Here is a 22,121-nt window from a genome sequence, read left to right as displayed (position 1 = left end):
CGCTCAGCCCGCCGCCTGCGCGCCGCGTGCGGCCGGGGGACGCAGCCGGTCCAGGTCCGCGTCCACCATCATCCGCACCAGCTCCTGGAAGCCCACCTCGGGCTCCCACCCCAGCTCCTCGCGCGCCTTCGCCGCATCGCCCACGAGCAGGTCCACCTCGGCGGGACGCATGAAGCGCTCGTCCTGCACCACGTGCTCGCGCCAGTCCAGCCCCACGTGCCCGAAGGCCAGCTCCACCAGTTCCCGCACGCTGTGCGTCTCGCCGGTGCTGATCACGTAGTCGCGCGGCTCGTCCTGCTGCAGCATCATCCACATCGCGCGCACGTAGTCGCCCGCGAAGCCCCAGTCGCGCTGCGCGTCCAGGTTCCCCAGGTACAGCTTGTCGCGCAGCCCCAGCTTGATGCGCGCGGCGCCGTCGGTGACCTTGCGGGTGACGAACTCCAGGCCGCGGCGGGGGCTCTCGTGGTTGAACAGGATCCCGCTCACCGCGTACATCCCGTAGCTCTCGCGGTAGTTCACGGTGATCCAGTGGCCGTACACCTTGGCCACGCCGTAGGGAGAGCGGGGATAGAAGGGCGTGTCCTCGCGCTGGGGAACGGCCTGCACCTTCCCGAACATCTCCGAGCTCGACGCCTGGTAGAAGCGGATGCGCGGGTTGTGCACGCGGATCGCCTCGAGCATGCGCGTGACGCCGAGCGCGGTCACGTCGCCGGTGAGGGTGGGCTGGTTCCAGCTGGTCTGCACGAAGCTCTGCGCGGCCAGGTTGTACACCTCGTCGGGGCCGCACTCCTGCAGCGCGTAGAGGAGCGAGTTCTGATCGCCCAGGTCGCCCGACACCATCTCGATGCGGTCCTGGATGTGCTGGATGCGCTCGAAGGTCACGGTGGAGCTGCGGCGCGCCAGGCCGAACACGCGGTATCCCTTCTCCAGCAGCAGCTCGGCCAGGTAGCTGCCGTCCTGGCCGGTGATGCCCGTGATGAGAGCGGTCTTCATTCTCGTGGGGTTCGGTCGGAAGCGGGGTGGCTCGAACGCCGAAAACCACCGCAGCCGGGGCGGCGGTGTGCGTCTGCGCGTTCGCACGGCGGAAACGTAGCCCGCGGCCGAAGCCGTGTCAATCAAAGGAGATACGCCGCCAAGGGTTGACCGGAGGGCGCATCTGCCTTAGTTTTCATGGCTTGTTGTATACCCGGAAATTCAGAGATTCAGGAGACTCCGATGGCTTTCTGCGAGGTCTGCGGAAAGGGGCCGCGCAGCGGGAACAACGTCAGCCACGCGAACAACAAGACCAAGCGTGTGTGGCGTCCGAACCTGCAGCCCGCGCGGATCGTGACCGACAACGGCACGCACAAGCGTGTGCGCGTGTGCACGAGCTGCCTGTCGGCCGGCAAGGTCCGCAAGGCGGGCTGAAGCCGTCCGGCGCTTCCGCACCAGATTTTCGAAACGGCCGCATCTCCAGCGAGAGATGCGGCCGCTTCTGTTGTCCGCCTGCTGTCTACGATCGCGGGATGCTTTTCCCCTCGACGACAGGCATCTCCGCGGCCGCGGGCGGCCCCCTCCCCCCGACCCCCTCCCCCGCTGCGCAGGGGCGGGGGAGAACCAAGCGTGGAGATGGGATTTGCCCACCGCGCTGAGGTCTCCCCTCCCCCATCCCTCCCCCCTCGTGGGGGAGGGGCCGGGGGTGGGGGGGACCGGCGGCCGCGCCGGCCTCCGTCCCCCGCGCAGATTCCGACCCCGCCCCTCACCCCGTCGCCGCGGCGGCAGCGCTGCCCAGGTACACCGGCGTGATCGTCTCCTGTGTCACCTGGCCGTCATCCCCCCGCTCGAAGCGGTAGGCTTTCGCGTCCGGCCGCGAGGTCACGGCGCGCACGATCTGGCCGTCGCGGTAGTGCAGCGCCACGCCGTCCTCCGCCGCGATCGCGGGGCCGCCGAAGCGGGCCACGAAGTCCGGCCAGAGCGGCGGGCGGCGCCGGTCGCTGTCGTAGTGCGGGCAGAAGGCGCCGGGAAGGAGGCCCAGGCCGTTGGTCAGCGGCTTCAGATCGGGGCTGTAGCTGTCGGTGATCCCCCGCTCGAACCAGCACAGCGCGCCCGCGCTCACCCCGCACAGGATCGTCCCGCTCGCCAGCACCTCGGGGAGCACGCGGTCCAGCCCCTGCGCGCGCCACACCGCCAGCAGGTTCACCGTGTTGCCGCCACCCACGTAGACGAGGTCCTGCTCGGAGAGGAACCCCGCCAGGTCGTCGATCTTGCGGCTGAAGAGCGACAGGTACGTCGGCTCGCACACCTCGTCGGGGAAGGCGTCGAAGAAGCGCTCGATGTACCCGATCGCGTCGCCCGCGGCGGTGGGGACGAAGCAGACGCGCGGGTACCGCTTGCCCGTCGCGGCCAGCACGTAGCGGTCGAGCAGCGGGTTGTCGGGCTCCATGGTGAAGCCGCCGCCGCCCATCGCGATGATCTGGCCCGTCTGGATTGGCATCGCCTGCGTCGCGTTCGAGGGAGAAGGTGTGCCGCTCATTATGCGTCCTGGAACGCAGCGGCGAAAGCCCGCATGGCACGTCTCTTCTCCTGGTCTCCCTCCCTTGGCGAGCGATCCCGCGATGCGCGAGCCGAGCGTGCCCGCGTGTGGGGACTCCCCCGACGCGACAAACCGTTGCCGCCCGTCACGTGCGCACTGGCAGTAAACATATTATTCTCACGCCGCCGTAAATCTTCCGTGAACATGGATGGAGATCGTTATCTCGACCCGACGCCGGATCGTTCGCCATCTCGCGCTCCCGTTCCTGCTCGCCGCGGCGGCCGCCTGCGGTGACGAGCCAACGCGCCCGGTGGGCCTGACGCTGGCCGTGGCGCCGGGCACGCTGACGCTGCACGTGCTGGAGAGCGGGCAGCTTTCCGCGCGCGCGGCGCGCGGAGGCCTGCCGGTGACGGCGCGGGTGGCCTGGAGCAGCAGCGACACCTCCGTGGCGCGGGTGTCGGCCACCGGCGAGGTCAGCGGCCGCGCGCCGGGCACGGCGCGGGTGACGGCGACCGGCGGCGGCGCCGCGTCCAGTATCACCGTCACGGTCGTCGCCGACCTCCAGCCGGGCGAGCTGCGGCAGCCGTTCGCGGGCGAGTTCACCAACACCAACGTCTTCGACCACGACGTCCCGCGGCAGTTCGACCCGGCGGCCGCGAACGGCTTCGTCCTCAGCTTCTGGGGGCAGAAGCTGGGCGACATCGACGGCCACAACGGCTACGACTGGTGGCTTCCCGCGGGCACGCCGGTGCTGGCCGCCGCGCCCGGCGTGGTCACCTTCGCGGGGACCGAAGCGCCGGCCTGGTGCCCTCTGCTGAACGCGACCACGTCGGGTCGGTGGGTGGTGATCGCCCACGGCCTGGCGCCGCACGCGCTGATCTACACGCAGTACGGCCACTTCAGCCGCATCGCCGTGAAGGAGGGCGACCGCGTGGCGGCGGGGCAGCCGCTGGGGCTGTCGGGCAGCTCGGGATGCAGCACGGGGCCGCACCTGCACTTCTCCGTCTTCCGCGCGCGGGCCGACGGCCACGGCGTGGCGGTCGATCCGTACGGCTGGCGCACGGCCGCGCCCGACCCGTGGGCGGCCGACACGGCGGGGCTGCCCAGCGAGAACCTGTGGGGTGCCGCGCCCGCGATGTTCCGCGAGTTCCGCCCGGCGCCGCCGGCGCTCCCCGGCGCGGCGGCGGTCATCTCCGCCGTCCGCTACATGGGCGCGAACGACGCCGTGGACCCCGACGGCGAGTTCGTGGAGATCGTCCCCGGCCCCGGCGTGGCGGAGGCGGACCTGGGCGGCGCCGCGCTGGTGAACGGCGCGGGCGAGCGCTTCACCTTTCCCGCGGACGCGCGGGTGGCCGCCGGCGCGCCGCTGCGCGTGTACAGCGGCGCCGGAACGCACTCGTCGACCTCACTCTACTGGGGGCGGACCTCGCCCGCGTGGAACGACAACGCCGACTGCGCCGTCCTGCTCGACGCCGCGGGTCACCGGCTCTACGCGCTCTCCTGGGGCGTCGCCTGCCCGGCTTCCCCTTTGGCATCGCGCGCGGTGGCCGCGCCCGCCGTGCCGCGCGAGGTTCTGTCGCCGAGCACACGCGGGCTGATCCACCCGTTCCGCTGATCGGGTCGCAGCGGCGGAAATGGTGAGAAGCGGAGGAGGCCTGGGCGGCTTCCTCCGCTTCTCATTAGCCTCGACTCTGGCGCGCCGCGGCGGCCGTGACCAGGGCCGCGAGCGAATCGACTTCTTTTCCGCGCAGCACCTAATCGTCGGGATGCATCAGCAGCTCGCGTGTGGCGGCGTGCGCCGGGTTCGTGATCACCTCCCGCGCAATTCCCTGCTCCACCATCACCCCATCCGACAGGACCACCACGCGGTCGGCGAACGCCTCGGCGAAGTCGACGTCGTGGGTGGAGACGAGGAGGCCGCGGCCCTGGCCGACCAGCTCGCGCAGCGTCTCGCCCAGCGCGCCGCGGCGGGCGGGGTCGAGCGCCGCGGTGGGCTCGTCCATCAGCAGCATCAGCGGGTCCGGCGCCAGCGCGCGGGCGATGGCCACGCGCTGCGACTCGCCGCCGGACAGCTCGCGCGGGTAGGCCGACGCGCGGTGCGCCACGCCGAGCTCCTCCAGCAGCGCCGTCGCCGTCTCCCGCGCCTTCGGCCTGGTCCACCCCAGCGCGTGCACCGGCGCCAGCATCACGTTCTCCAGCGCGGTCAGGTGTTCGAACAGGGCGTGCGCCTGGAACACCATCCCCACCTTGCGGCGCAGCCCCTTCAGCCGCGACTCGCGCGGGACCGGGCCCGGGTGCAGCTCGAAATCCCCCACCACGATGCGGCCGCCGCTGAACGGCTGCAGCGCGGCCACGCTGCGCAGCACGGTCGACTTCCCCGCGCCCGACGCGCCCATCAGCGCGCAGATCTCCCCCGGCGCCACTCGCAGGTCCACGCCCTTGAGGATCTCCTTCTCCCGCCGCGCCACGCGCAGCCCGGCGACGTCGAGCCCCGCGCTCATGCCAGGCTCCAGCGCCGCTCCAGCCGCCGCGCGAAGCGCGACAGCGGGAGCGAAAAGGCCAGGTAGATCACCGAGCAGAGGATCCCCGGCACCAGCCAGCTCCCCACGTTGGTGGCGTAGATGGCCGTCTGTTTGGTCAGCTCCACCACGGTGATCACGGAGACGAGCGACGAGTCCTTCAGCAGCGCCACGAAGTCGTTGGTCATCGGCGCCAGGGCGAGGCGCAGCGCCTGGGGGCCGCGCACCAGCCGCAGGATCTGCGCTTCGGAGAGTCCCAGAGTCCGCCCCGCCTCCAGCTGCGCGCGGGGGATGGCTTCCAGCGCGGCGCGGTAGATCTCCGACTCGTACGCCGCGTAGTTCAGCCCCAGCCCGATCACCGCCGCCGCGAAGGCGGGGAGCCGAATCACACCGGACAAGCCGTAGTAGATGACGAAGAGCTGCAGCAGCACCGGCGTCCCCCGCATCACCTCCACGTAGATGGTCAGCAGCGCGCGGACGACCGGCGGCCCGTATACCCGTCCCGCGGCCACGAGGATGCCGACGGAGACGGCCAGCGCCATCGCCAGGCACGAGAGCACCAGCGTCACCCCCGCGGCGCGCGCGAGCGCGGGGAGATACGTGCGCAGCGCGCGGTCGCTGGCCGGCGCGGCAGCCGTGTCCGGGCGCGGCGCCTCTGCCAGCGCGCGGCGGAAGAAGTCGCCCTGCGCGGCGCTCCACACGCCCCAGCGGCGGAAGGTGCGCTCCAGCGACCCGTCCGCCATCCGCGCGCGCAGCACCGCGTCGGCCGAGTCGCGCAGCGCGGCGTTGGCGCGGGCGAACACGGCCACGTAGTGCCCCGTCGCGGCGGGCTCGGGCTGGATCACGAACCCGCCCGTGCGCCGCAGCGACCGCTCGGCGATGATGTTGTCCAGCAGCACCGCGTCCACGCGCCCGGCCACCAGGTCGCTGTACGGGTGCACGTCGTCGTCGTAGGAGATGGGGACCAGCCCGGAGCGCTGCTGCTCGTCCAAAAGCATCTGGTACGCCATCGTCGCCCCGAGCGTGGCCACCCGCTTTCCCGCCAGATCGGAGAGGCGGCGATAGCGGTTCCGATCCCCCGCCCGCACCGCCAGCACCTCGTGGAACTCGTAGTAGGGGATGGAGACGGCGTGGCGGGCGCGCAGCTCGGGGCGGTCCTCCAGCCCCGACATCCCCACGTCGAAGTCGCCGCGCTCGACGGATTGCTCCAGCGACGCCCACGCCACCTGCACGAACCGCGGCTCGCGCCCCAGCCCCCGCGCGATCATCTCCGCGATCTCCACGTCGAACCCGCGCACCTTCGACGGGTCCGCCGGGTCCGCCTCCACGAACGGCGCGCCGCCCTCCGCGTCGCCGCCCCACCGTAGCACCGGCCGCTGCGCGGACGCAGGCCCGGAAGCAGCGACGAGCGTCGCAGCGATCAGCGTGGCTCGCGCAAGCGATTTGCGCATCATCGTGGACGCACCGTGGTCGTGCGGACGCGGGGTCCGCGATCAGGAATCGGTTGGAGATGCACGGACGGCGCGGGAGAGAGTCGCCGGGAGTGGCGGGGCGATGCGGCGGCGGTGCGGCCGCCGGCGAGCGCGTGCAAGCTACGATTCTCCGCGGCCCGGCTCAAGCAGCTGGCGATTGACGAAGAACTTCGAGATTAACGAAACAGGCGCGGCCCGGCTCCCGTATTCGTCACCAACCGGCTCGCGGCACGGGTGCCGCCGCGCATGAACGACCTTATGTTCGCAGTATGCTGATCATCATCCTGCTCTGTATCCTCGGGATCCCGGCCACGGCCGTGACCGCGCTGGCGGTGGCCATCGGGGTCGCGCACCGCCGCGCCGAGCGCGAGCGGACGGCCGCCACCATCCGCGACGTGCAGCGGCGCGTGAGCGGCTTCCTGGCCCGGTTCGGCCCGGGGAGCCGGCTCGTCTTCCACGCCAACGGCCGCGAGGGCTTCCTGCAGCTCGCCGTCACCGCGCGCGAGCACGACTGGCGCCGCGTGCAGTTCTCCCTCCCCGACACCGCGTGGTCGCACGAGAACTTCGCCGTCGCCGCGCTCACGCTCTCAAACGGCGCCGCGGAATGCCTCGTCGAGGAGAACCCCGGCGCGCACCTGCCGCGCGTGCTCCGCATCACGCTCGAGGGCGACGCGGACGAGGTGGCGCAGCGCGCGGCGGAGCTGCTGCGCCGCGCCGAGCAGGTGCTGGAGTTCCCGGCCGGACAGACGTACACGACCGCGCTGCGCGGCCCCGAGCACCCCGACTACTACCGCCGGCTCGCCCAGCAGGCGGAGCGGATGCCGGGCCCTCGCTGGTTCGTGGGCCGCGTCAGCGCCTCCCTCCGCCGCCAGGCCGAGCAGCTCGAGCGCGCCACGGAATTGCGATAGCGGCGGACGCTCGTACACGTCACACGGAGGCACCGGCGGCATCGGAGGCATTCGGCCTCTGGTCTCTCCGGTGCCTTTGTGTGAATTTGTGTCTGGTGATTCTCACAAGCCTCCCGCGCACGCAGGCGAATGATCCTCCGGTGTACCCAGCGGCTGCTGAAAGGCAGTGGTCTCCAGCTCGCCGCCGATCCGCCGACGTCGGACGCCGCGCTCGGCGAATGGTTCGCGAACGTGGTTCCGCTGCCGTTCGCGGGGCGCTCCGTGGTCATGTACTCCAGCGCGAATACGCTGCTGACCGTTCTCGTGCCCGGGCGGGCGGTCCGCACCACGCTGCCGGGCTTCCGCGAGCGGCTGCCACGCCTGCTCGAGCGACTTGGTCTTCCGCCGGAATGGATCCGCGAACAGGCCCTGGCGCTCGAACCCGTCTACTACGCGCGCACGAACGACCGGCGAGTGCTGGGAACGATGAACGACCTCGCGAACGGAACCTGGTTCTGGGCCGAAGACGCCGGCTCGTTCGACCGGTTCGATCTGGACCGAACGGAGCTCGAGCTGGCCGGGACCCCGCTCAGGATGCTCGATTCTTCTTCACCCGACATCATGGTCACGCAACTGGCCCGGCCGGGAACTGATCGATATACCCTCGCTGCCGAGCTGCATCGCCGCCACGAATCGTATCGCCGGGATCCGGGTGATGTGATTCCGATCGAGGAGGCGCTCGACGACATCGAGCGATCGCTCGGCTGAACCCCGGCAACAGAAAAGACCCCGCGGCCGGCGAAGGCCTCGGGGTCTTCCTCTGTCGATCTGCCGGAGATCCGGCCTGATGGAGATCAGGCGCGGTCGACCAGCTCGATCAGCGCGGTCTCGGCGCCGTCGCCCTGGCGAAAGCCGGTCTTCAGGATGCGGGTGTAGCCGCCCGGCCGCTCGGCCACGCGCGGGCCGATCTGGTCGAACAGCAGCACCAGCACGTCGCGGTCCTGGATCTCGCGCGCGGCAAGGCGCTTGGAGTGCAGGTCGCCCTTCTTGGCCAGCGTGATCAGCTTCTCGGCGTAGGGACGGAGCTCCTTGGCCTTGGCCTCGGTGGTCTCGATCCGGCCGTGGCGGAACAGGCTGGTGGCCATGTTGCGCATCAGCGCGCTCTTGTGCTCGCTGGTACGCCCCAGCGCGCGGCCCTTGTTGTTGTGTCTCATCTCACAGCTCCTCGTCGGCCAGCGCGGCCGCGGTGTCGGTGTTCCCGCCGTCGCTCTCGGGCAGCACCCAGTACAGCGTGCCGTCGTCCGTCTGCTCCAGCTCCTGCCCGAAGCGGAGCCCGTGGCCCGCCAGGAACTCGCTGATCTCCTGCAGGCTCTTCTTGCCGAAGTTGTCGATGGAGAGCATCTGCTGCTCGGTGCGCTGCACCAGGTCGCGCACCGTGTGGATGTTCTCCTTCTGCAGCGAGTTGCGGCTGCGCACCGAGAGCTCGGTCAGGTCTTCGATGGGCCGGTTCAGCAGCTCCTGCAGCCGCGGGGGCACGGGCGCGCGCCCAGCCGGAACCGCCGCGCCCGGGCCGGCGCCCTCGCCCCAGCTCCGGTCCTGGCGCCACTCGGGGGTGCCGCCGGCCAGGAAGGCTAGGTGCTCGATGGCCAGCCGCGCCGCGTACTGCACGGCGCTGCGCACGTCGATGGCCCCGTTCGTCTCCACCTCGAGGACGAGGCGGTCGAAGTCGGTGCGCTGTCCCACGCGCGTGTCCTCGACCACGAAGTTGGCGCGGGTCACCGGGTTGTACACGGCGTCCACGCGCACCAGGTCGGCGGGCATCCCGCGCGGGATCGGGTGCGCCTCGGCCAGCACGAAGCCGCGGCCCTTGTTCACGTACAGCTCGATGCGGAGGTCGCGGTCCTCGGTCAGCGTGAGGATGTGGTGATCGGGGTTGACCACCTCGACCGCCGGGTGCGCGGTGATGTTGCGGGCCGTCACCGCGCCCGACTGGCGCGCGCGCAGCTCCAGCACCGCCTCGTCGGCGTCCTCGGTCATCCGCAGCACCAGCGTCTTCAGGTTGCGGATCACCTGGTGCACGTCCTCCACCACGCCCGCGATGGTCTGGTGCTCGTGCAGCACGCCGTCGGTGCGGAACGCCCACACCGCCGCGCCGCGCAGGCTCGACAGCAGGATGCGCCGCATGGTGTTGCCGAGCGTGTGCCCGAAGCCGCGCTCCAGCGGACGCAGCACGATCTGCCCCGTGCGCGGCTGCTCGGGGAGGTTCGGCATCTGCAGGCCGGTGATATCGAGTTCCACTCTATCCCTCCATAGTGAGGAAAGAATGCGGGAAAGGACCCGAGCGGCGGCCGCCCGTGAAAGGCGCCCGCCGCCAAGGCCCGCTCCGGCACCTGGTTACTTGCTGTAGAGCTCGACGATGAGCTGCTCCTGCACCGCCAGCGGGATGTCGGCGCGCGACGGGCGCGTCACCATCCGGCCGGTGCGGCTCCCCTCGTCCACCGCCAGCCACGACACCACGGTCGGGCGGCTCCGGGCGGCAAGGGCGGCCTCCACCGGGAGGATGTCCTTGCTCTTGGGGGCGATGCGCACCTCGTCGCCGGGCTGCACCTGCGCGCTCGGCACGTCGAGCTTGCGGCCGTTCACCTGCACGTGCCCGTGGCGGATGAGCTGGCGCGCCTCCTTGCGGCTGGCGCCGAAGCCCATGCGGTACACCACGTTGTCCAGCCGGCTCTCCAGCGCCACGAGCAGGTTCTCGCCCGTCACGCCGGTCTGGTGCGCGGCCTTCTCGAACAGGTTGCGGAACGGCTTCTCGGCCACGCCGTAGATGCGCTTCACCTTCTGCTTCTCACGCAGCTGGTGCGCGTACTCGCTGGCCTTCTTGCGGCGGCCGCCCCCGCTCTGGCCATGCTGGCCGGGGGCGTAGGGACGGCGCTCCACCGGGCACTTCTCGGTAAAGCACTTGATCCCCTTCAGGAACAGCTTCTGCCCCTCGCGGCGGCAGAGCTTGCAGACGGGTCCGGTGTAACGGGCCATGGTAGACCGTTCTCTCCCAGTGAGATGATGTTGGCTCGGCTTCGTCCCCCCGACGGTCGCGAGGGTTTACGCCTTCGAACTGCAAAGTCCAAAGTCCTAAGTCCCAAGTCCTGAGTGAGCCACTCAGGACTTAGGACTTGGGACTCAGGACTATCCGGTCACACGCGCCGCTTCTTGGGCGGGCGGCAGCCGTTGTGCGGGATCGGCGTGACGTCGCGGATCGAACGGATGTTCAGCCCCGCGGCGGCCAGCGCCTGGATCGCGCTCTCGCGGCCGCTGCCGGGGCCCTGCACGCGCACGTGCACGCGCTTCATCCCCAGCGCCAGCGCCTCGCGGGCGGCCTGCTCGGCGGCCACCGTGGCCGCGAACGGCGTGCTCTTCTTGCTGCCCTTGAAGCCGGCCTTGCCGGCGCTCCCCCACACGACGCCGTTGCCGGCCATGTCGGAGATGGTGACGATCGTGTTGTTGAAGGTCGCCTTGATGTGCGCGACCCCCTCGCTGTCCACGTGGCGCTTGGTCTTGGGACGCCCCGCTGCCTTCGGCTTGGCCATTCCTGCTCCTGTGGTGTGATGCGCGGCCTACCGCGCGTGCGGTTCCTTCTTCCCGCCGCGTGACGGGCGGGCGTGATCATCGGGGCGGGAGCGCCGCCCCGACCAGGGTTCGTCCGCGGAAGACGAATCTCCCGCGGACGGATCTTACTTCTTGCCCGGCTTCTTCTTGCCGGCGATGGCGCGGCGCGGGCCCTTCTTGGTGCGGGCGTTGGTGTGCGTCCGCTGGCCGCGCACCGGCAGCCCGCGGCGGTGCCGCAGCCCGCGGTACGAGCCGATGTCCATCAGGCGCTTGATGTTGCGCGCGATCTCGCCGCGCAGCACGCCCTCGACGCGGTAGGTCGCGTCGATGATGCGGCGCAGCTTGTTGATGTCCTCGTCCGAGAGCTTGTTCACGCGCTCGTCGGGGTTCACCCCGGCCTCCTCCAGGATCTTGCGCGCCGTGGGGCGGCCGATCCCGAAGATGTACGTCAGGCCGATCTCGATCCGCTTCTCGCGGGGAAGATCGACGCCGGCAATGCGGGCCATCCGTGTTCTCCTTCAGCCTGGATTGTCGTGGGCGCCGATCAACCCTGGCGCTGCTTGTGGCGCGGGTTCTTCTTGCAGATGATGCGGATCACCCCTCGGCGCCGCACCACTTTGCAATGCTCGCAGATCGGCTTCACGCTCGCGCGGACCTTCATCGTCGCCTCTCTATCTCCGTGGAAAACGAAGCCTGAAAACTTAACAACATCAACGCGATTTGGCAACCCCGAACGCGTCTCCATCGACCGAAACGCCGGGGATCGCCGCTCACCGCGAATCGACTCCGGATACGAATCCGGAAAAGACATTTGACTCACGCAGAGTCAGCAGAGTCAGCAGAGAAAACAGTGGCAGTTCTCCGCTGACCCTGCTGACTCTGCATGAGACCTGCTGTTCCTCAGCTCCCGTCGGTGAGGATGCGCGGGCCGTCGGCCGTCACCGCCACCGTGTGCTCGAAGTGGGCGGAGACCTTGCGGTCCACCGTCACCACCGTCCAGCGGTCGGGAAGGGTGCTCACCCGCTCCACGCCCAGGTTGAACATGGGCTCGATCGCGAGGACCATCCCCTCCACCAGCTTGAGTCCCTTCCCCCGCTTCCCGTAGTTGGGCACCTGGGGGTCCTCGTGCGGCTTGCGGCCCACGCCGTGGCCCACGAGGTCGCGCACCACGCCGTAGCCGGACGCGTCCGCCACCTCCTGGATGGCCGCGCCCACGTCACCCAGCCGATGCCCCGGCGCCGCCTCGGCGATGCCGCGGTGGAGCGCGGCTTCCGTCTTCTCCAACAGCGACGCCACGTCCGGGGCGACCTGGCCCACGGGATAGGTGTTGGCCGCGTCGGCGTAGAAGCCGTCGAGCTTCACCCCGCAGTCCACGCTCAGGATGTCGCCTTCCTGCAGCCTGCGCCGGTGGTTGGGGATCCCGTGCACCACCTCGTGGTTCACGCTGGTACAGAGCGTGGCCGGGAAGCCGTACAGCCCCTTGAACGCCGGCTCGGCGCCCGCGTGCGAGCGGATGAAGTCCTCGGCGAAGCGGTCGAGCTCGGCCGTGGTGGCGCCCGGCTTCACCCGCTCGGGGATCACCCGGTAGAGCGCCGCCAGGACGCGCCCGGCCCGCGCGATGGCGTCGATCTCCTCGGCGCGGTAGAGCTGGATCACCGCCGGAGCAACGCGAGGATGTCGTCCTGCACCGCGTCGATCGCCCGTCCCCCGTCCACCGTGTGCACGGGAACGCCGGCCGCGCGGTAGTGCTCCACCAGCGGCGCGGTGCTGCGGCGATAGACCTCCAGCCGGTTGCGCACCGTCTCCTCCACGTCGTCGGGGCGGATCACGCAGCGCGCGGCGATCCCGGCCGGCGGCGGATTGTGCTCCACGTGGTAGACCATCCCCGTCTCGGGATCGGTGCGCCGCCCGCTCATCCGGCGCACGATGTCGTCGTCGTCCACGTCGAGGTAGACCACGGCGTCGATCCGCCGCCCGATCCCCGCCAGCATCTCGTCGAGCGAGGCGGCCTGCGCGGCGTTGCGCGGATAGCCGTCGAAGATGGCGCCGTCGGCGGCGTCGGGCTGGGAGAGCCGCTCGCGCACCATCCCCAGGATCACCGCGTCGGGCACCAGCTCGCCCGAGTCCATGTACGTCTTCGCCTCGCGACCGAGATCGGTCCCGGCGCGCACCGCGTCGCGCAGCATGTCGCCGGTGGCGATCTTGGGGATGCCCAGCTTCTCGGACAGCAGGGCGCCCTGGGTGCCTTTGCCGGCTCCCGGGGCGCCGAGGAGGATCAGGTCCACGTCGATCTCTCGGTCAGAAGTGCCAAGTGCCCAGTGCCCAGTGCCCAGGAACGGTGTCACTGGGCACTGGGCACTTGGCACTGGGAACTGTCGTTCAGATGTACCGCTGCTGCCGGCCGCGGAACTTCACGCGGCCCTTCTTCATGAAGCCGTCGTACCGCCGCAGCAGCAGGTGCTGCTGCATCTGCTGCACCGTGTCGAGCGCCACGCCCACCACGATCAGCAGGCCGGTGCCGCCGAGCACGCGGTTCAGGGAGGTGACGCCGAAGGCGCGCTCCAGCGCCGCGGGCACGATGGCGATCATCGCCAGGAAGATGGCGCCGGGAAGCGAGATCCGGCTCATCACCCGGTCGATGTACTCGGCGGTGCGCGCGCCGGGCTTCACCCCGGGCACGAACGCCCCCTGCTTCTTCAGGTTCTCCGCGATGTCCACCGGGTTGTAGATGATCGCGGTGTAGAAGTAGGTGAAGAAGATGATCAGCAGGGTGAACACCACGTAGTACGGCAGCGAGTACACCTCGAACCACTGGGCGAACGCCTTCATCCGGTCGCTCCGGGCGAAGGTGGCCACCGTGGCCGGCAGGATCATGATCGACTGCGCGAAGATGATCGGCATCACCCCCGCCATGTTCACGCGCAGCGGGATGAAGCTCTTCTGCCCCTGCCGGATGCGCCCGCGCCCCATCACCTTCTGCGGGATCTGCACCGGGATCTTCCGCATGGCCATGGTGATCGCCACCGTCCCCGCGATCACCGCGCCCATGCTCACCAGCAGCACCACCACGCCGAAGGGCTTGATGTCGCCGTTGGCCACCTGCTGGCCGGTGGTGAAGAGCCCCGGGACCAGCCCCTCGAGGATCGAGAAGAAGATCAGCAGGCTCATCCCGTTGCCGATGCCGCGCTCGGTGATCTGCTCGCCCAGCCACATGATGAACACCGCGCCCGTGGTGAGCGTGAGGATCATCATCACCCGGAAGCCCCACCCCGGGTTGACCACCGCGCCCGGCACCTGCGTCTCCAGGAACATGGCATAGCCGTAGGCCTGGAAGATCGACACCACCACCGTGGCGTAGCGCGTGTACTGCGTGAGCTTCTTGCGCCCCTCCTCGCCCTCCTTCTGCATCTTCTCGATGCTGGGCACCACCGTGGCCAGCAGCTGGAACATGATGCTGGCCGAGATGTAGGGCATGATGCCCAGGGCAAAGACGGTGGCCTTGGAGAAGCCCCCGCCCACGAACATGTCGTAGATCCCGAACGCGGTGTTGCCGAGGGTCCCCGCATACTCCTTCAGCGCCGCCACGTCGATCCACGGCGCCGTCACGTGGGCGCCGATCCGGTAGGCGAACAGGGCCAGGAGCGTGAAGAGGATCTTCTCCTTCAGCTCCGGGATGCGGAACAGGTTCGCGACGGGGTTCGCCATGTCAGCCGATCTCCTGCACGGTGCCGCCCTGGCCCTCGATCTTCTCGCGGGCCGACTTGCTGAAGCGGTGCGCCGAGACGTTCACCTTGCGGGTGAGGTCGCCGGTGCCCAGCACCTTCACCGGGCGCCCGGCGTGGCCGATCAGCCCGTGCGCCTTGAGCGTCTCGGGCGTCACGTCGCCCTCGGCCAGCGCCTCGAGCTGCCAGAGGTTCACCACCTGGTACTCGGTGCGGTCGAGCGGGGTGAAGCCCCGCTTGGGCAGCCGCCGGTGCAGCGGCATCTGCCCGCCCTCGAAGTGGGGCTTGCCGCCGCCGGGGCCGCTGTGGCCCGCGCGGGCCTTGGAGCCCTTGTGCCCCTTCCCGGCCGTCTTGCCCTGCCCCGAGCCGGGGCCGCGGCCCAGGCGCTTGGTGTCGCGGTGCGACCCCTCGGGGCGGCGCAGGTTGCTCAGGTCAGCCATTCTCCACCTGCCCTTCGATTGGTTCCACCTTCACCAGGTGGCGAACCTGGAAGACCATCCCGCGGATCGCGTCGTTGTCGTCCTGCACGACCGACCGCTGGTGCTTGAGGCCGAGCGCCTGCAGCGTCTTGCGATGCTTCTCGGGGGCGCCCACGCCGCTCTTCGTCTGCGTGATCCTGATCTTAGCCACGGGCACCTCCCAGCGCCTCCACCGGCACGCCGCGCTCGGCGGCCAGCTGCTCGCGCGTGGTGAGGTTCTTCAGCGCGTCCATGGTGGCCAGCACCATGTTGAAGGGGTTGTTGGACCCCAGCGACTTGGTGAGGATGTCGTGCACGCCCACGCACTCCAGCACCGCGCGCACCGCGCCGCCGGCGATCACGCCAGTGCCCGGGGCCGCGGGGCGCAGCAGCACGCGGCCGGCGCCGCTCTCGCCGATCACGTCGTGCGGGAGGGTGCCCTCGCGCACGGGAACGCGCACCATCCCCCGGCGGGCCTGCTCCAGCGCCTTGCGCACCGCCTCGGACACCTCGTTGGCCTTCCCCGTTCCGATCCCCACCTTCCCCGCCTGGTCGCCCACGGCGACGAGGGCGGTGAAGCTGAACCGCCGGCCGCCCTTCACCACCTTGGCCACGCGGTTGATGTGGATCACGTTCTCCTTCAGGTCGCTTCCCTGGCGCTCGTCGCGGCGCCCGCCGTCGCGGCCCTCGCCGCGGCCGCGGCCGCGGCGCCCTTCGCGCTCGCCGCCGCCGGCCTGGTCGCCGCCCTGGCCGCCGAAGCCGCGCCCGCGCCCGCCGCCACGGCCGCCGCGCCCGCCGCCTCCGCCTCTGTTCTCAGGCATTGATCTGGTCTCCTCAGAAGTCGAGGCCGCCCTCGCGGGCACCCTCGGCAAAGGCCTTCACGCGGCCGTGGTACAGGTAGCCGCCGCGGTCGAAGACGACCCGCTCGACGCCGGCGGCCTTCGCCTTCTCGGCCAGGGCCTTGCCCAGCTCGCGGCTCGCGTCGGTCTTGTTCTGTTCCTTCCCGCGCAGGTCGGGGGCGTTCGTCGAAAGCCCCACGATGGTGCGGCCGGCCACGTCGTCGATCACCTGGGCCTCCAGGTGGTTGATCGAGCGGTGGACGACCAGGCGCGGGCGCTCCGCGGTGCCGTGGACCTTGCCGCGCACCCTGCGGTGGCGGCGGACGCGCTTGTCCTCGCGCGTCTTGGCCCGGATCCGTGCTCTCGCCATTTCTCCGTTTCCTCGTTGACTATGCGATGATCAGCCGTAGCGGGCGGGGCGGCTTACTTGCCGCCCGCCTTCCCCGCCTTGCGGCGGATCACCTCGCCCTGGTACTTCACGCCCTTCCCCTTGTACGGCTCGGGCGGACGGAGCGACCGGATCTCGGCCGCGACCTGCCCCACCACTTCCTTGTCGGTCCCGCTGACCTCGACCGTGGTGGGATTGACGGCCCGCAGGGTGATCCCCGGGGGCGCCTTGTAGTCGATGGGGTGCGAGTAGCCCAGCGCCAGCGTCAGCCCGAAGGGCTTCGTCTCCGCGCGGTAGCCCACGCCCACGATCTCGAGCGTCTTGGTGAAGCCGGTGGTCACGCCCTCGACCATGTTGGCCACCAGCGTGCGGCTGAGGCCGTGCAGGGCCCGGTGCTCGGGCTGGTCGCTGGGGCGCTCCACGATGATCTCGCCGTCCTCGCGGCGCACGATCACGTCCTTGTGCAGCGTGCGCTGCAACTCGCCCTTGGGGCCCTTCACGCGGACGGTGTTGCCGTCGAGCGTGATGTCGACCCCGGCGGGAACCGCCACGGGCTTTCTTCCGATGCGCGACATTTTATCGTCCCTCCTTACCAGACGATGGCGAGCAGCTCGCCGCCCACCTTGGCCGCGCGGGCCTCGCGGTCGGTCATCACGCCGCGCGAGGTGCTGAGCAGCGCCATCCCCAGGCCGTTGCGCACCCGCGGGATCTCGTCGACCCCCACGTACTGGCGCAGGCCGGGCTTGCTCACGCGGCGCAGCTCGCGGATCACCGGCTTGTCCTGGAAATACTTCAGGTACAGGCGCAGCACCGGGTGCTTGCCGTCGTCCAGGACCTTGTAGTCGTGGATGTAGTGATTGTCCTTGAGAAGGCGGGCCACTTCCACCTTCAGCTTGCTGACCGGCATGTCGACCCTCCGATGACGCGCCATCTGGGCGTTGCGGATGCGGGTCAGCATGTCGGCGATGGGATCCGTCACCATGCTGGGTCTCTCCTAGAGTATCCGGCGAGCGAGCGCCGGACTTTCAGGAAGTGAGTGATTGTCAACGAACCGCGAGTCCTAAGTCCTGAGTCCCAAGTCCTGAGTTGAACGTGCGCCGATGCGCAGTTCACTTAGGACTTAGGACTTGGGACTTAGCACTTTCGGTCCCCTACCAGCTCGCCTTGCGCACCCCGGGGATCTCCCCGTTCAGCGCCATCTGCCGGAAGCAGACGCGGCAGAGCCCGAACTTGCGCAGGAAGGCGCGCGGGCGGCCGCAGCGGTTGCAGCGGTTGTGCGCCCGGACGCTGAACTTCGGCTTGCGCTTGCTCTTCTCGATCAGGGCCTTGCGTGCCATTTCGACTGTACCTGGTTGCGTGTCTACTTCCGACTCTTAGTGCCCAGTGCCGAGTGCCCAGTGCCCAGTGGTTCAGTTACTGGGCACTTGGCACTGGGCACCTGGGCACTCTCCCCTTACGCGGCCACGAGAACCGGCGACTCGCCGCGGAACGGCATGCCCAGCTCGCGCAGCAGCGCCAGCGCCTCGTCGTCCTTCGTGGTGCTGGTCACGAAGGAGATGTCCATCCCGTGGACCTTCTCGACCTTGTCGTAGTCGATCTCGGGGAAGATGAGCTGCTCCTTCACGCCCATGGTGTAGTTCCCGCGGCCGTCGAACGAGCGCGTGGGCACCCCGCGGAAGTCGCGGATGCGCGGCATGGCCACGTTGACCAGCCGGTCCAGGAACTCCCACATGCGGTCGCGCCGCAGCGTCACCGTCACGCCCACGGGCGAGCCCTCGCGCAGCGCGAAGTTCGAGATGGCCTTCTTGGCCTTGGTGATCACCGGCTTCTGCCCGGTGATCTGCCCGACCTCGGCCACCACGCCCTCGAGCAGCTTGGGGTTCTTGGGCGCCTCGCCCAGCCCCACGTTGATGGTGATCTTCTCCAGCCGCGGCACCTGCATGGGCGTGGCGAAGCCGAACTGCTCCTGCAGCTTCGCGCGCACCGTCTCCTCGTAGTAGCGCTGCAGCCGCGGCTTGATCCGCGGGCCCGCCTCGGCGGCCGGCGCCTCGGGGGCCGCCGCCTGCGCCTTGTCCTTCTTCGCCATCGTTCGTCTCCGTTCCGTATCCCCCGCGCGATCGTCAACGATCCGGAGGGGCGGTCACGCTGTGATTTGAATCGGCCTGATACCCGGCACCCCCGCCCCGGTTCACTCGACGCTCACCTGGGCACTGGGCACTGGGCACTGGGCACTGGGCACTGGGCACTGGGCACTGGGCACTGTCGTTACGACGCGCGCGGGATCGCCTGGCCGCTGCGGACCGCGATCCGCTCGCGCTGGCCGTCCTTCCCCTGCCCCGAGCGCACCCGCGTGGGCTCGCCCGACTTGGGGTCCAGCAGCATCACGTTGCTGGCATGGATCGGCGCCTCGAACTCCACGATCCCCCCCTCGGGGTTGGTGGCCGAGGGCTTCCGGTGACGCTTGCGCACGTTCACGCCCTGCACCACCACGCGGTTCTTCTCGCGGTCCACGCGCAGGACGGTGCCCTCGCTGTCCTTGTAGTTGCCGGAGATGACCTTCACCCGGTCGCCCCGGCGGATGCTCATCTTGGCCATCAGATCACCTCCGGGGCCAGCGACACGATCTTCATGTAGCGCTTGTCGCGCAGCTCGCGGGCAACCGGCCCGAAGATGCGCGTGGCGCGGGGCTCGCCCGCGTCGTTGATGATGACGGCGGCGTTCTCGTCGAACTTGATGTAGCTGCCGTCCTTGCGCCGGACCTCCTTGGTGGTGCGAACCACCACCGCCTTGGCCACGTCGCCCTTCTTCACGGTCCCGTCGGGAAGCGCGTCCTTCACCGCCACGATGATCTGGTCGCCCACCGAGGCGTAGCGGCGCTTGCTCCCGCCCAGCACGCGGATGACCAGCGCCTTCTTGGCGCCGGAGTTGTCCGCGATCCGGACGATCGATTCCTGCTGCAGCATGAGTCTGCTCCTAAGATCCAGGGCCCGGGCCCCGGGAGACGGATCGGACCGTCACCCGGGCCGGGTCGCCGCCGTTGTCAGCGGGCGCGCTCGATCAGCTCGGACACGCGCCAGCGCTTCAGCTTGCTGAGCGGGCGGGTCTCGGTGATGCGCACCACGTCGCCGGTGTGGTACTCGTTGTTCTCGTCGTGGGCGTGGTACTTCTTGCTGCGCGTCACCTGCTTGCCGTACAGCGGGTGCGCGTAGCGGCGCTCCACGCGCACCACCACGGTCTTGTTCATCTTGTCCGACACCACGGTGCCGACGCGGGTCTTGCGACGGCCGCGCTCTTCGGCGCTCTCGTGGGTCGCGGCGTTGTCGGCGCTGCTCATGAGCGGCTTCCCTGGTTCTGCGTCTCGCGCTCGCGCTGCACCGTCTTCAGGCGCGCGATGTCACGGCGGAGGTTGCGCAGCAGCATGGGGTTCTCCAGCTGCTGCGTGGCGGAGCGGAAGCGCAGCCGGAAGCGCTCCTCCTGGAGCTGCTCGATGCGCTCCGTGATCTCCTCGTCGGTCATGTCGCGGATCTCGGGGGCGTTCACGCCTCACCTCCCTGCTCGGCGGCGGCGGCCGCCGGGGCCGCGGCCTCGGGGCGCTCGCGCTCCACGATCTTGCACTTCACCTTCAGCTTGGCCGCGGCCAGCTGCAGCGCGCGCTTGGCCACCTCGGGCTCCACCCCCTCGAGCTCGAACATGATGCGGCCCGGGCGGACGACGGCGACCCAGCCTTCCGGGTTGCCCTTGCCCTTGCCCATGCGGACCTCGAGCGGCTTCTTGGTGATCGGCTTGTCCGGGAAGATCCGGATCCACACCTTGCCGCCGCGCTTGATGTGGCGCGTCATGGCGATACGGGCCGCCTCGATGGAGCGGTTGGAGATCCAGCCGGGCTCCAGGCTCTGCAGCCCCCAGTCGCCGAACGCCACGTAGTTGCCCCGCGTGGCAGCGCCGCGCATGCGGCCCTTCATCTGCTTGCGGTACTTGACTCTCTTCGGTGCGAGCATCGGTCAGTTCCTCCCTCAGGCGTCGGTCGAGTAGGTGCGGCCGCGCCGGTTCTCGACGACCTCGCCCTTGAACACCCAGACCTTCACCCCGATGGTCCCGTAGGTCGTACGGGCGGTGGACTGGGCGTAGTCGATGTCCGCGCGCAGGGTCTGGAGCGGGATCCGCCCCTCCTTGTACCCCTCGGTGCGGGCGATCTCGGCGCCGTTCAGGCGGCCGGCCACCTGCACCTTGATCCCCTCGGCGCCGGCGCGCATGGCGTTCTGCACCGCGCGCTTCATGGCGCGGCGGAAGCTCACGCGCTGCACCAACTGGTGCGCGATGGAGTCGGCCACCAGCTGCGCCTCGACCTCGGGGCGCTTGACCTCCTCCACGTTGATGGCCACCTCGTTGCCGGGGCTCAGCCGGGCCAGCTCGTCGCGGAGCTTGTCGACCTCGGCGCCGCCCTTGCCGATCACCACGCCCGGACGGGCGGTGTGCACGGTGACGATGGTCTTGCCGGGCTTGCGCTCGATCTCGATGTCGCTGATCGAGGCGTGCCCCAGGCGCTGGTTGAGGTACTTCCGGATCTTCTCGTCCTCGACGAGCTTGGCCGGGAAGTCGCGCTCGGCGTACCAGCGGCTCCGCCACGGCGCCACGATGCCCAGGCGGAAGCCCTTCGGATGCGTCTTCTGTCCCATCGGGCTACTCCTTGCGGTCGACGACGATGGTGAGCTCGGTGGTCCGCTTGATGATCGGCGTGGCCCGCCCCATGGCGCGGGGCGAGAACCGCTTCAGCCGCGGCCCCTCGTTGGCGTACGCCTCGCGCACCACCAGCTCGTCCACGTCCACGAACTGCCCGGAGGCGTCCGCGGCCTGCGTCGCGTTCGCGACGGCCGAGCGCAGGGTCTTCTCGATGGGGCGGGTGGCCGCCTTCTTCGAGAACTTGAGGATCGAGTACGCCTCGTTCACGCCCCGGCCGCGGATCAGGTCCAGGACCATCCGCATCTTGCGGGGGCTCATCCCGACGTTGCGGGCGATTGCACGTGCCTTCATCTCGTCATCCCCCTTACCGCGCCTTGGCGCGCTTGTCGACGAGCTTGCCGCCGTGCCCCTTGAAGGTGCGCGTGGGCGCGAACTCGCCGAGCTTGTGCCCCACCATCTGCTCGGTGAGGTACACGGGGATGAACTTGTTGCCGTTGTGCACGGCCAGCGTGTGGCCGACGAACTCGGGGGTGATGGTGGAGCTGCGCGACCAGGTCTTGACCACGCGCTTCTCGCCCTTCTCGTTCATCGCCCGGATCTTCTTGTTGAGGCTGTCCTCTACGAACGGCCCCTTCTTCAGGCTCCTTGGCATTCTTCCTCTCGCACTTAGTCTCCCCGCGGGCCTGCGATTCTCCCGCGGATCTGAGTCCACGTGAGCGGCCGCGATGTCGGCCGCCAGTGGTGGACGCGAACTGAAAGTCCTGAGTCCTAAGTCCTGAGTCCTGAGTAACTGAAAAGCCACTTAGGACCTAGGACTTGGGACCTGGGACCTGCTGTATTACTTCGTGGCCTTGCCGCGCTTGCGGCCGCGCACGATCAGCTTGTTCGACGCCTTCTTGCTGTGGCGCGTCTTCACGCCTTCCGGCTTGCCCCAGGGGCTCACCGGGGGACGGCCGCCGGAGCTGCGCCCCTCGCCGCCGCCCAGCGGGTGGTCCACCGGGTTCATCACCACGCCGCGCACCTTCGGCCGCTTGCCGCGCC

34 protein-coding genes are annotated in these 22,121 nt (G+C 69.8%); 4 read left to right on the top strand and 30 right to left on the bottom strand.

Features of this window, described 5'->3' with window-relative positions; all coding sequences use genetic code 11:
• Positions 1–3: 3 nt before the first annotated feature.
• Positions 4–993 (bottom strand): GDP-mannose 4,6-dehydratase, encoded by a 990-nt coding sequence (gmd, locus tag VF092_28345; GenBank protein HEX6751234.1) that lies wholly within the window; start codon positions 991–993, stop codon positions 4–6.
• 222 nt (positions 994–1,215) lie between these two features.
• Here gmd and rpmB point away from each other — a divergent pair, with 222 nt between their 5' ends.
• Positions 1,216–1,407 (top strand): 50S ribosomal protein L28, encoded by a 192-nt coding sequence (rpmB, locus tag VF092_28340; GenBank protein HEX6751233.1) that lies wholly within the window; start codon positions 1,216–1,218, stop codon positions 1,405–1,407.
• A gap of 331 nt (positions 1,408–1,738) precedes the next feature.
• On the opposite strand, the gene VF092_28335 is transcribed toward rpmB, so the two are convergent.
• The gene (locus VF092_28335; GenBank protein ID HEX6751232.1) at positions 1,739–2,473 is read right to left on the bottom strand and encodes a peptidase E; all 735 of its coding nucleotides are present in this window, start codon (positions 2,471–2,473) and stop codon (positions 1,739–1,741) included.
• 247 nt (positions 2,474–2,720) lie between these two features.
• Here VF092_28335 and VF092_28330 point away from each other — a divergent pair, with 247 nt between their 5' ends.
• Positions 2,721–4,127 carry a peptidoglycan DD-metalloendopeptidase family protein gene (locus VF092_28330; GenBank protein ID HEX6751231.1) on the top strand — a complete coding sequence of 469 codons (1,407 nt, stop codon included), beginning with the start codon at positions 2,721–2,723 and terminating at the stop codon, positions 4,125–4,127.
• A 139-nt stretch (positions 4,128–4,266) separates the two neighbouring features.
• Here VF092_28330 and VF092_28325 read toward each other — a convergent pair whose 3' ends face one another.
• Entirely contained in the window at positions 4,267–5,013 is a 747-nt protein-coding gene (locus VF092_28325) for an ATP-binding cassette domain-containing protein (protein ID HEX6751230.1), read from the bottom strand.
• Positions 5,010–6,482: an ABC transporter substrate-binding protein/permease gene (locus VF092_28320; GenBank protein ID HEX6751229.1), complete on the bottom strand. Its 1,473-nt coding sequence runs from the start codon at positions 6,480–6,482 to the stop codon at positions 5,010–5,012. Before VF092_28320 ends, VF092_28325 begins: the two co-directional genes overlap by 4 nt.
• A 290-nt stretch (positions 6,483–6,772) precedes the next feature.
• On the opposite strand from VF092_28320, the gene VF092_28315 reads away from it, so the two are divergent.
• Positions 6,773–7,411, top strand: coding sequence for a hypothetical protein (locus tag VF092_28315; GenBank protein ID HEX6751228.1), 639 nt, complete (start codon positions 6,773–6,775; stop codon positions 7,409–7,411).
• A 129-nt stretch (positions 7,412–7,540) separates the two neighbouring features.
• Positions 7,541–8,158, top strand: coding sequence for a hypothetical protein (locus tag VF092_28310; GenBank protein ID HEX6751227.1), 618 nt, complete (start codon positions 7,541–7,543; stop codon positions 8,156–8,158).
• Between the two features lie 86 nt (positions 8,159–8,244).
• Here VF092_28310 and rplQ read toward each other — a convergent pair whose 3' ends face one another.
• The 26 genes from rplQ to rplB all read right to left on the bottom strand — a co-directional run.
• Positions 8,245–8,604, bottom strand: coding sequence for a 50S ribosomal protein L17 (rplQ, locus tag VF092_28305; GenBank protein ID HEX6751226.1), 360 nt, complete (start codon positions 8,602–8,604; stop codon positions 8,245–8,247).
• A gap of 1 nt (position 8,605) precedes the next feature.
• On the bottom strand, positions 8,606–9,688 hold the full coding sequence (locus VF092_28300; protein HEX6751225.1) for a DNA-directed RNA polymerase subunit alpha: 1,083 nt from the start codon (positions 9,686–9,688) through the stop codon (positions 8,606–8,608).
• Between the two features lie 96 nt (positions 9,689–9,784).
• A complete protein-coding gene (gene rpsD, locus VF092_28295) occupies positions 9,785–10,423 on the bottom strand; it encodes a 30S ribosomal protein S4 (protein ID HEX6751224.1) in 639 nt (212 codons plus the stop codon).
• Positions 10,424–10,581: 158 nt separating this feature from the next.
• Positions 10,582–10,974 (bottom strand): 30S ribosomal protein S11, encoded by a 393-nt coding sequence (rpsK, locus tag VF092_28290; protein HEX6751223.1) that lies wholly within the window; start codon positions 10,972–10,974, stop codon positions 10,582–10,584.
• 144 nt (positions 10,975–11,118) lie between these two features.
• Complete coding sequence (gene rpsM, locus VF092_28285) at positions 11,119–11,499, bottom strand: 30S ribosomal protein S13 (protein HEX6751222.1); 381 nt, start codon at positions 11,497–11,499, stop codon at positions 11,119–11,121.
• 38 nt (positions 11,500–11,537) lie between these two features.
• The gene (gene rpmJ, locus VF092_28280) at positions 11,538–11,654 is read right to left on the bottom strand and encodes a 50S ribosomal protein L36 (protein HEX6751221.1); all 117 of its coding nucleotides are present in this window, start codon (positions 11,652–11,654) and stop codon (positions 11,538–11,540) included.
• Between the two features lie 239 nt (positions 11,655–11,893).
• Complete coding sequence (gene map / locus VF092_28275; protein HEX6751220.1) at positions 11,894–12,649, bottom strand: type I methionyl aminopeptidase; 756 nt, start codon at positions 12,647–12,649, stop codon at positions 11,894–11,896.
• The gene (locus VF092_28270; GenBank protein ID HEX6751219.1) at positions 12,646–13,278 is read right to left on the bottom strand and encodes an adenylate kinase; all 633 of its coding nucleotides are present in this window, start codon (positions 13,276–13,278) and stop codon (positions 12,646–12,648) included. Before VF092_28270 ends, map begins: the two co-directional genes overlap by 4 nt.
• Positions 13,279–13,372: 94 nt before the next feature.
• Positions 13,373–14,698: a preprotein translocase subunit SecY gene (gene secY, locus VF092_28265; GenBank protein HEX6751218.1), complete on the bottom strand. Its 1,326-nt coding sequence runs from the start codon at positions 14,696–14,698 to the stop codon at positions 13,373–13,375.
• Between the two features lies 1 nt (position 14,699).
• A complete protein-coding gene (gene rplO, locus VF092_28260; protein ID HEX6751217.1) occupies positions 14,700–15,155 on the bottom strand; it encodes a 50S ribosomal protein L15 in 456 nt (151 codons plus the stop codon).
• Positions 15,148–15,345: a 50S ribosomal protein L30 gene (rpmD, locus tag VF092_28255; GenBank protein ID HEX6751216.1), complete on the bottom strand. Its 198-nt coding sequence runs from the start codon at positions 15,343–15,345 to the stop codon at positions 15,148–15,150. Before rpmD ends, rplO begins: the two co-directional genes overlap by 8 nt.
• The gene (gene rpsE, locus VF092_28250; GenBank protein HEX6751215.1) at positions 15,338–15,817 is read right to left on the bottom strand and encodes a 30S ribosomal protein S5; all 480 of its coding nucleotides are present in this window, start codon (positions 15,815–15,817) and stop codon (positions 15,338–15,340) included. Before rpsE ends, rpmD begins: the two co-directional genes overlap by 8 nt.
• 190 nt (positions 15,818–16,007) lie before the next feature.
• Complete coding sequence (rplR, locus tag VF092_28245) at positions 16,008–16,382, bottom strand: 50S ribosomal protein L18 (protein ID HEX6751214.1); 375 nt, start codon at positions 16,380–16,382, stop codon at positions 16,008–16,010.
• Positions 16,383–16,435: 53 nt separating this feature from the next.
• Positions 16,436–16,975: a 50S ribosomal protein L6 gene (gene rplF, locus VF092_28240; protein ID HEX6751213.1), complete on the bottom strand. Its 540-nt coding sequence runs from the start codon at positions 16,973–16,975 to the stop codon at positions 16,436–16,438.
• 14 nt (positions 16,976–16,989) lie between these two features.
• A complete protein-coding gene (gene rpsH / locus VF092_28235) occupies positions 16,990–17,382 on the bottom strand; it encodes a 30S ribosomal protein S8 (GenBank protein HEX6751212.1) in 393 nt (130 codons plus the stop codon).
• 169 nt (positions 17,383–17,551) lie between these two features.
• Complete coding sequence (locus tag VF092_28230; GenBank protein ID HEX6751211.1) at positions 17,552–17,737, bottom strand: type Z 30S ribosomal protein S14; 186 nt, start codon at positions 17,735–17,737, stop codon at positions 17,552–17,554.
• 116 nt (positions 17,738–17,853) lie between these two features.
• Positions 17,854–18,420 carry a 50S ribosomal protein L5 gene (gene rplE / locus VF092_28225; GenBank protein HEX6751210.1) on the bottom strand — a complete coding sequence of 189 codons (567 nt, stop codon included), beginning with the start codon at positions 18,418–18,420 and terminating at the stop codon, positions 17,854–17,856.
• A gap of 245 nt (positions 18,421–18,665) precedes the next feature.
• Positions 18,666–18,986 (bottom strand): 50S ribosomal protein L24, encoded by a 321-nt coding sequence (gene rplX, locus VF092_28220; protein ID HEX6751209.1) that lies wholly within the window; start codon positions 18,984–18,986, stop codon positions 18,666–18,668.
• An 8-nt stretch (positions 18,987–18,994) separates the two neighbouring features.
• Positions 18,995–19,363 (bottom strand): 50S ribosomal protein L14, encoded by a 369-nt coding sequence (rplN, locus tag VF092_28215; GenBank protein HEX6751208.1) that lies wholly within the window; start codon positions 19,361–19,363, stop codon positions 18,995–18,997.
• Between the two features lie 77 nt (positions 19,364–19,440).
• Positions 19,441–19,734 (bottom strand): 30S ribosomal protein S17, encoded by a 294-nt coding sequence (gene rpsQ, locus VF092_28210; protein ID HEX6751207.1) that lies wholly within the window; start codon positions 19,732–19,734, stop codon positions 19,441–19,443.
• A complete protein-coding gene (gene rpmC, locus VF092_28205) occupies positions 19,731–19,940 on the bottom strand; it encodes a 50S ribosomal protein L29 (protein HEX6751206.1) in 210 nt (69 codons plus the stop codon). The genes rpsQ and rpmC overlap by 4 nt, the downstream gene beginning before the upstream one ends.
• On the bottom strand, positions 19,937–20,398 hold the full coding sequence (rplP, locus tag VF092_28200; protein HEX6751205.1) for a 50S ribosomal protein L16: 462 nt from the start codon (positions 20,396–20,398) through the stop codon (positions 19,937–19,939). The genes rpmC and rplP overlap by 4 nt, the downstream gene beginning before the upstream one ends.
• A 15-nt stretch (positions 20,399–20,413) precedes the next feature.
• A complete protein-coding gene (rpsC, locus tag VF092_28195; protein ID HEX6751204.1) occupies positions 20,414–21,076 on the bottom strand; it encodes a 30S ribosomal protein S3 in 663 nt (220 codons plus the stop codon).
• A 4-nt stretch (positions 21,077–21,080) separates the two neighbouring features.
• Positions 21,081–21,431, bottom strand: coding sequence for a 50S ribosomal protein L22 (gene rplV / locus VF092_28190; GenBank protein HEX6751203.1), 351 nt, complete (start codon positions 21,429–21,431; stop codon positions 21,081–21,083).
• A 13-nt stretch (positions 21,432–21,444) separates the two neighbouring features.
• Positions 21,445–21,732 (bottom strand): 30S ribosomal protein S19, encoded by a 288-nt coding sequence (gene rpsS / locus VF092_28185; GenBank protein ID HEX6751202.1) that lies wholly within the window; start codon positions 21,730–21,732, stop codon positions 21,445–21,447.
• 186 nt (positions 21,733–21,918) lie between these two features.
• A partial coding sequence (gene rplB, locus VF092_28180; protein HEX6751201.1) for a 50S ribosomal protein L2 occupies positions 21,919–22,121 on the bottom strand: 203 nt, incomplete at its 5' end.

Origin of the sequence: Longimicrobium sp., from assembly GCA_036377595.1 — a bacterium.
In the GTDB taxonomy this organism is placed as follows: Bacteria; Gemmatimonadota; Gemmatimonadetes; order Longimicrobiales; family Longimicrobiaceae; genus Longimicrobium.
This window is presented reverse-complemented; position numbering and strand designations above follow the sequence as displayed.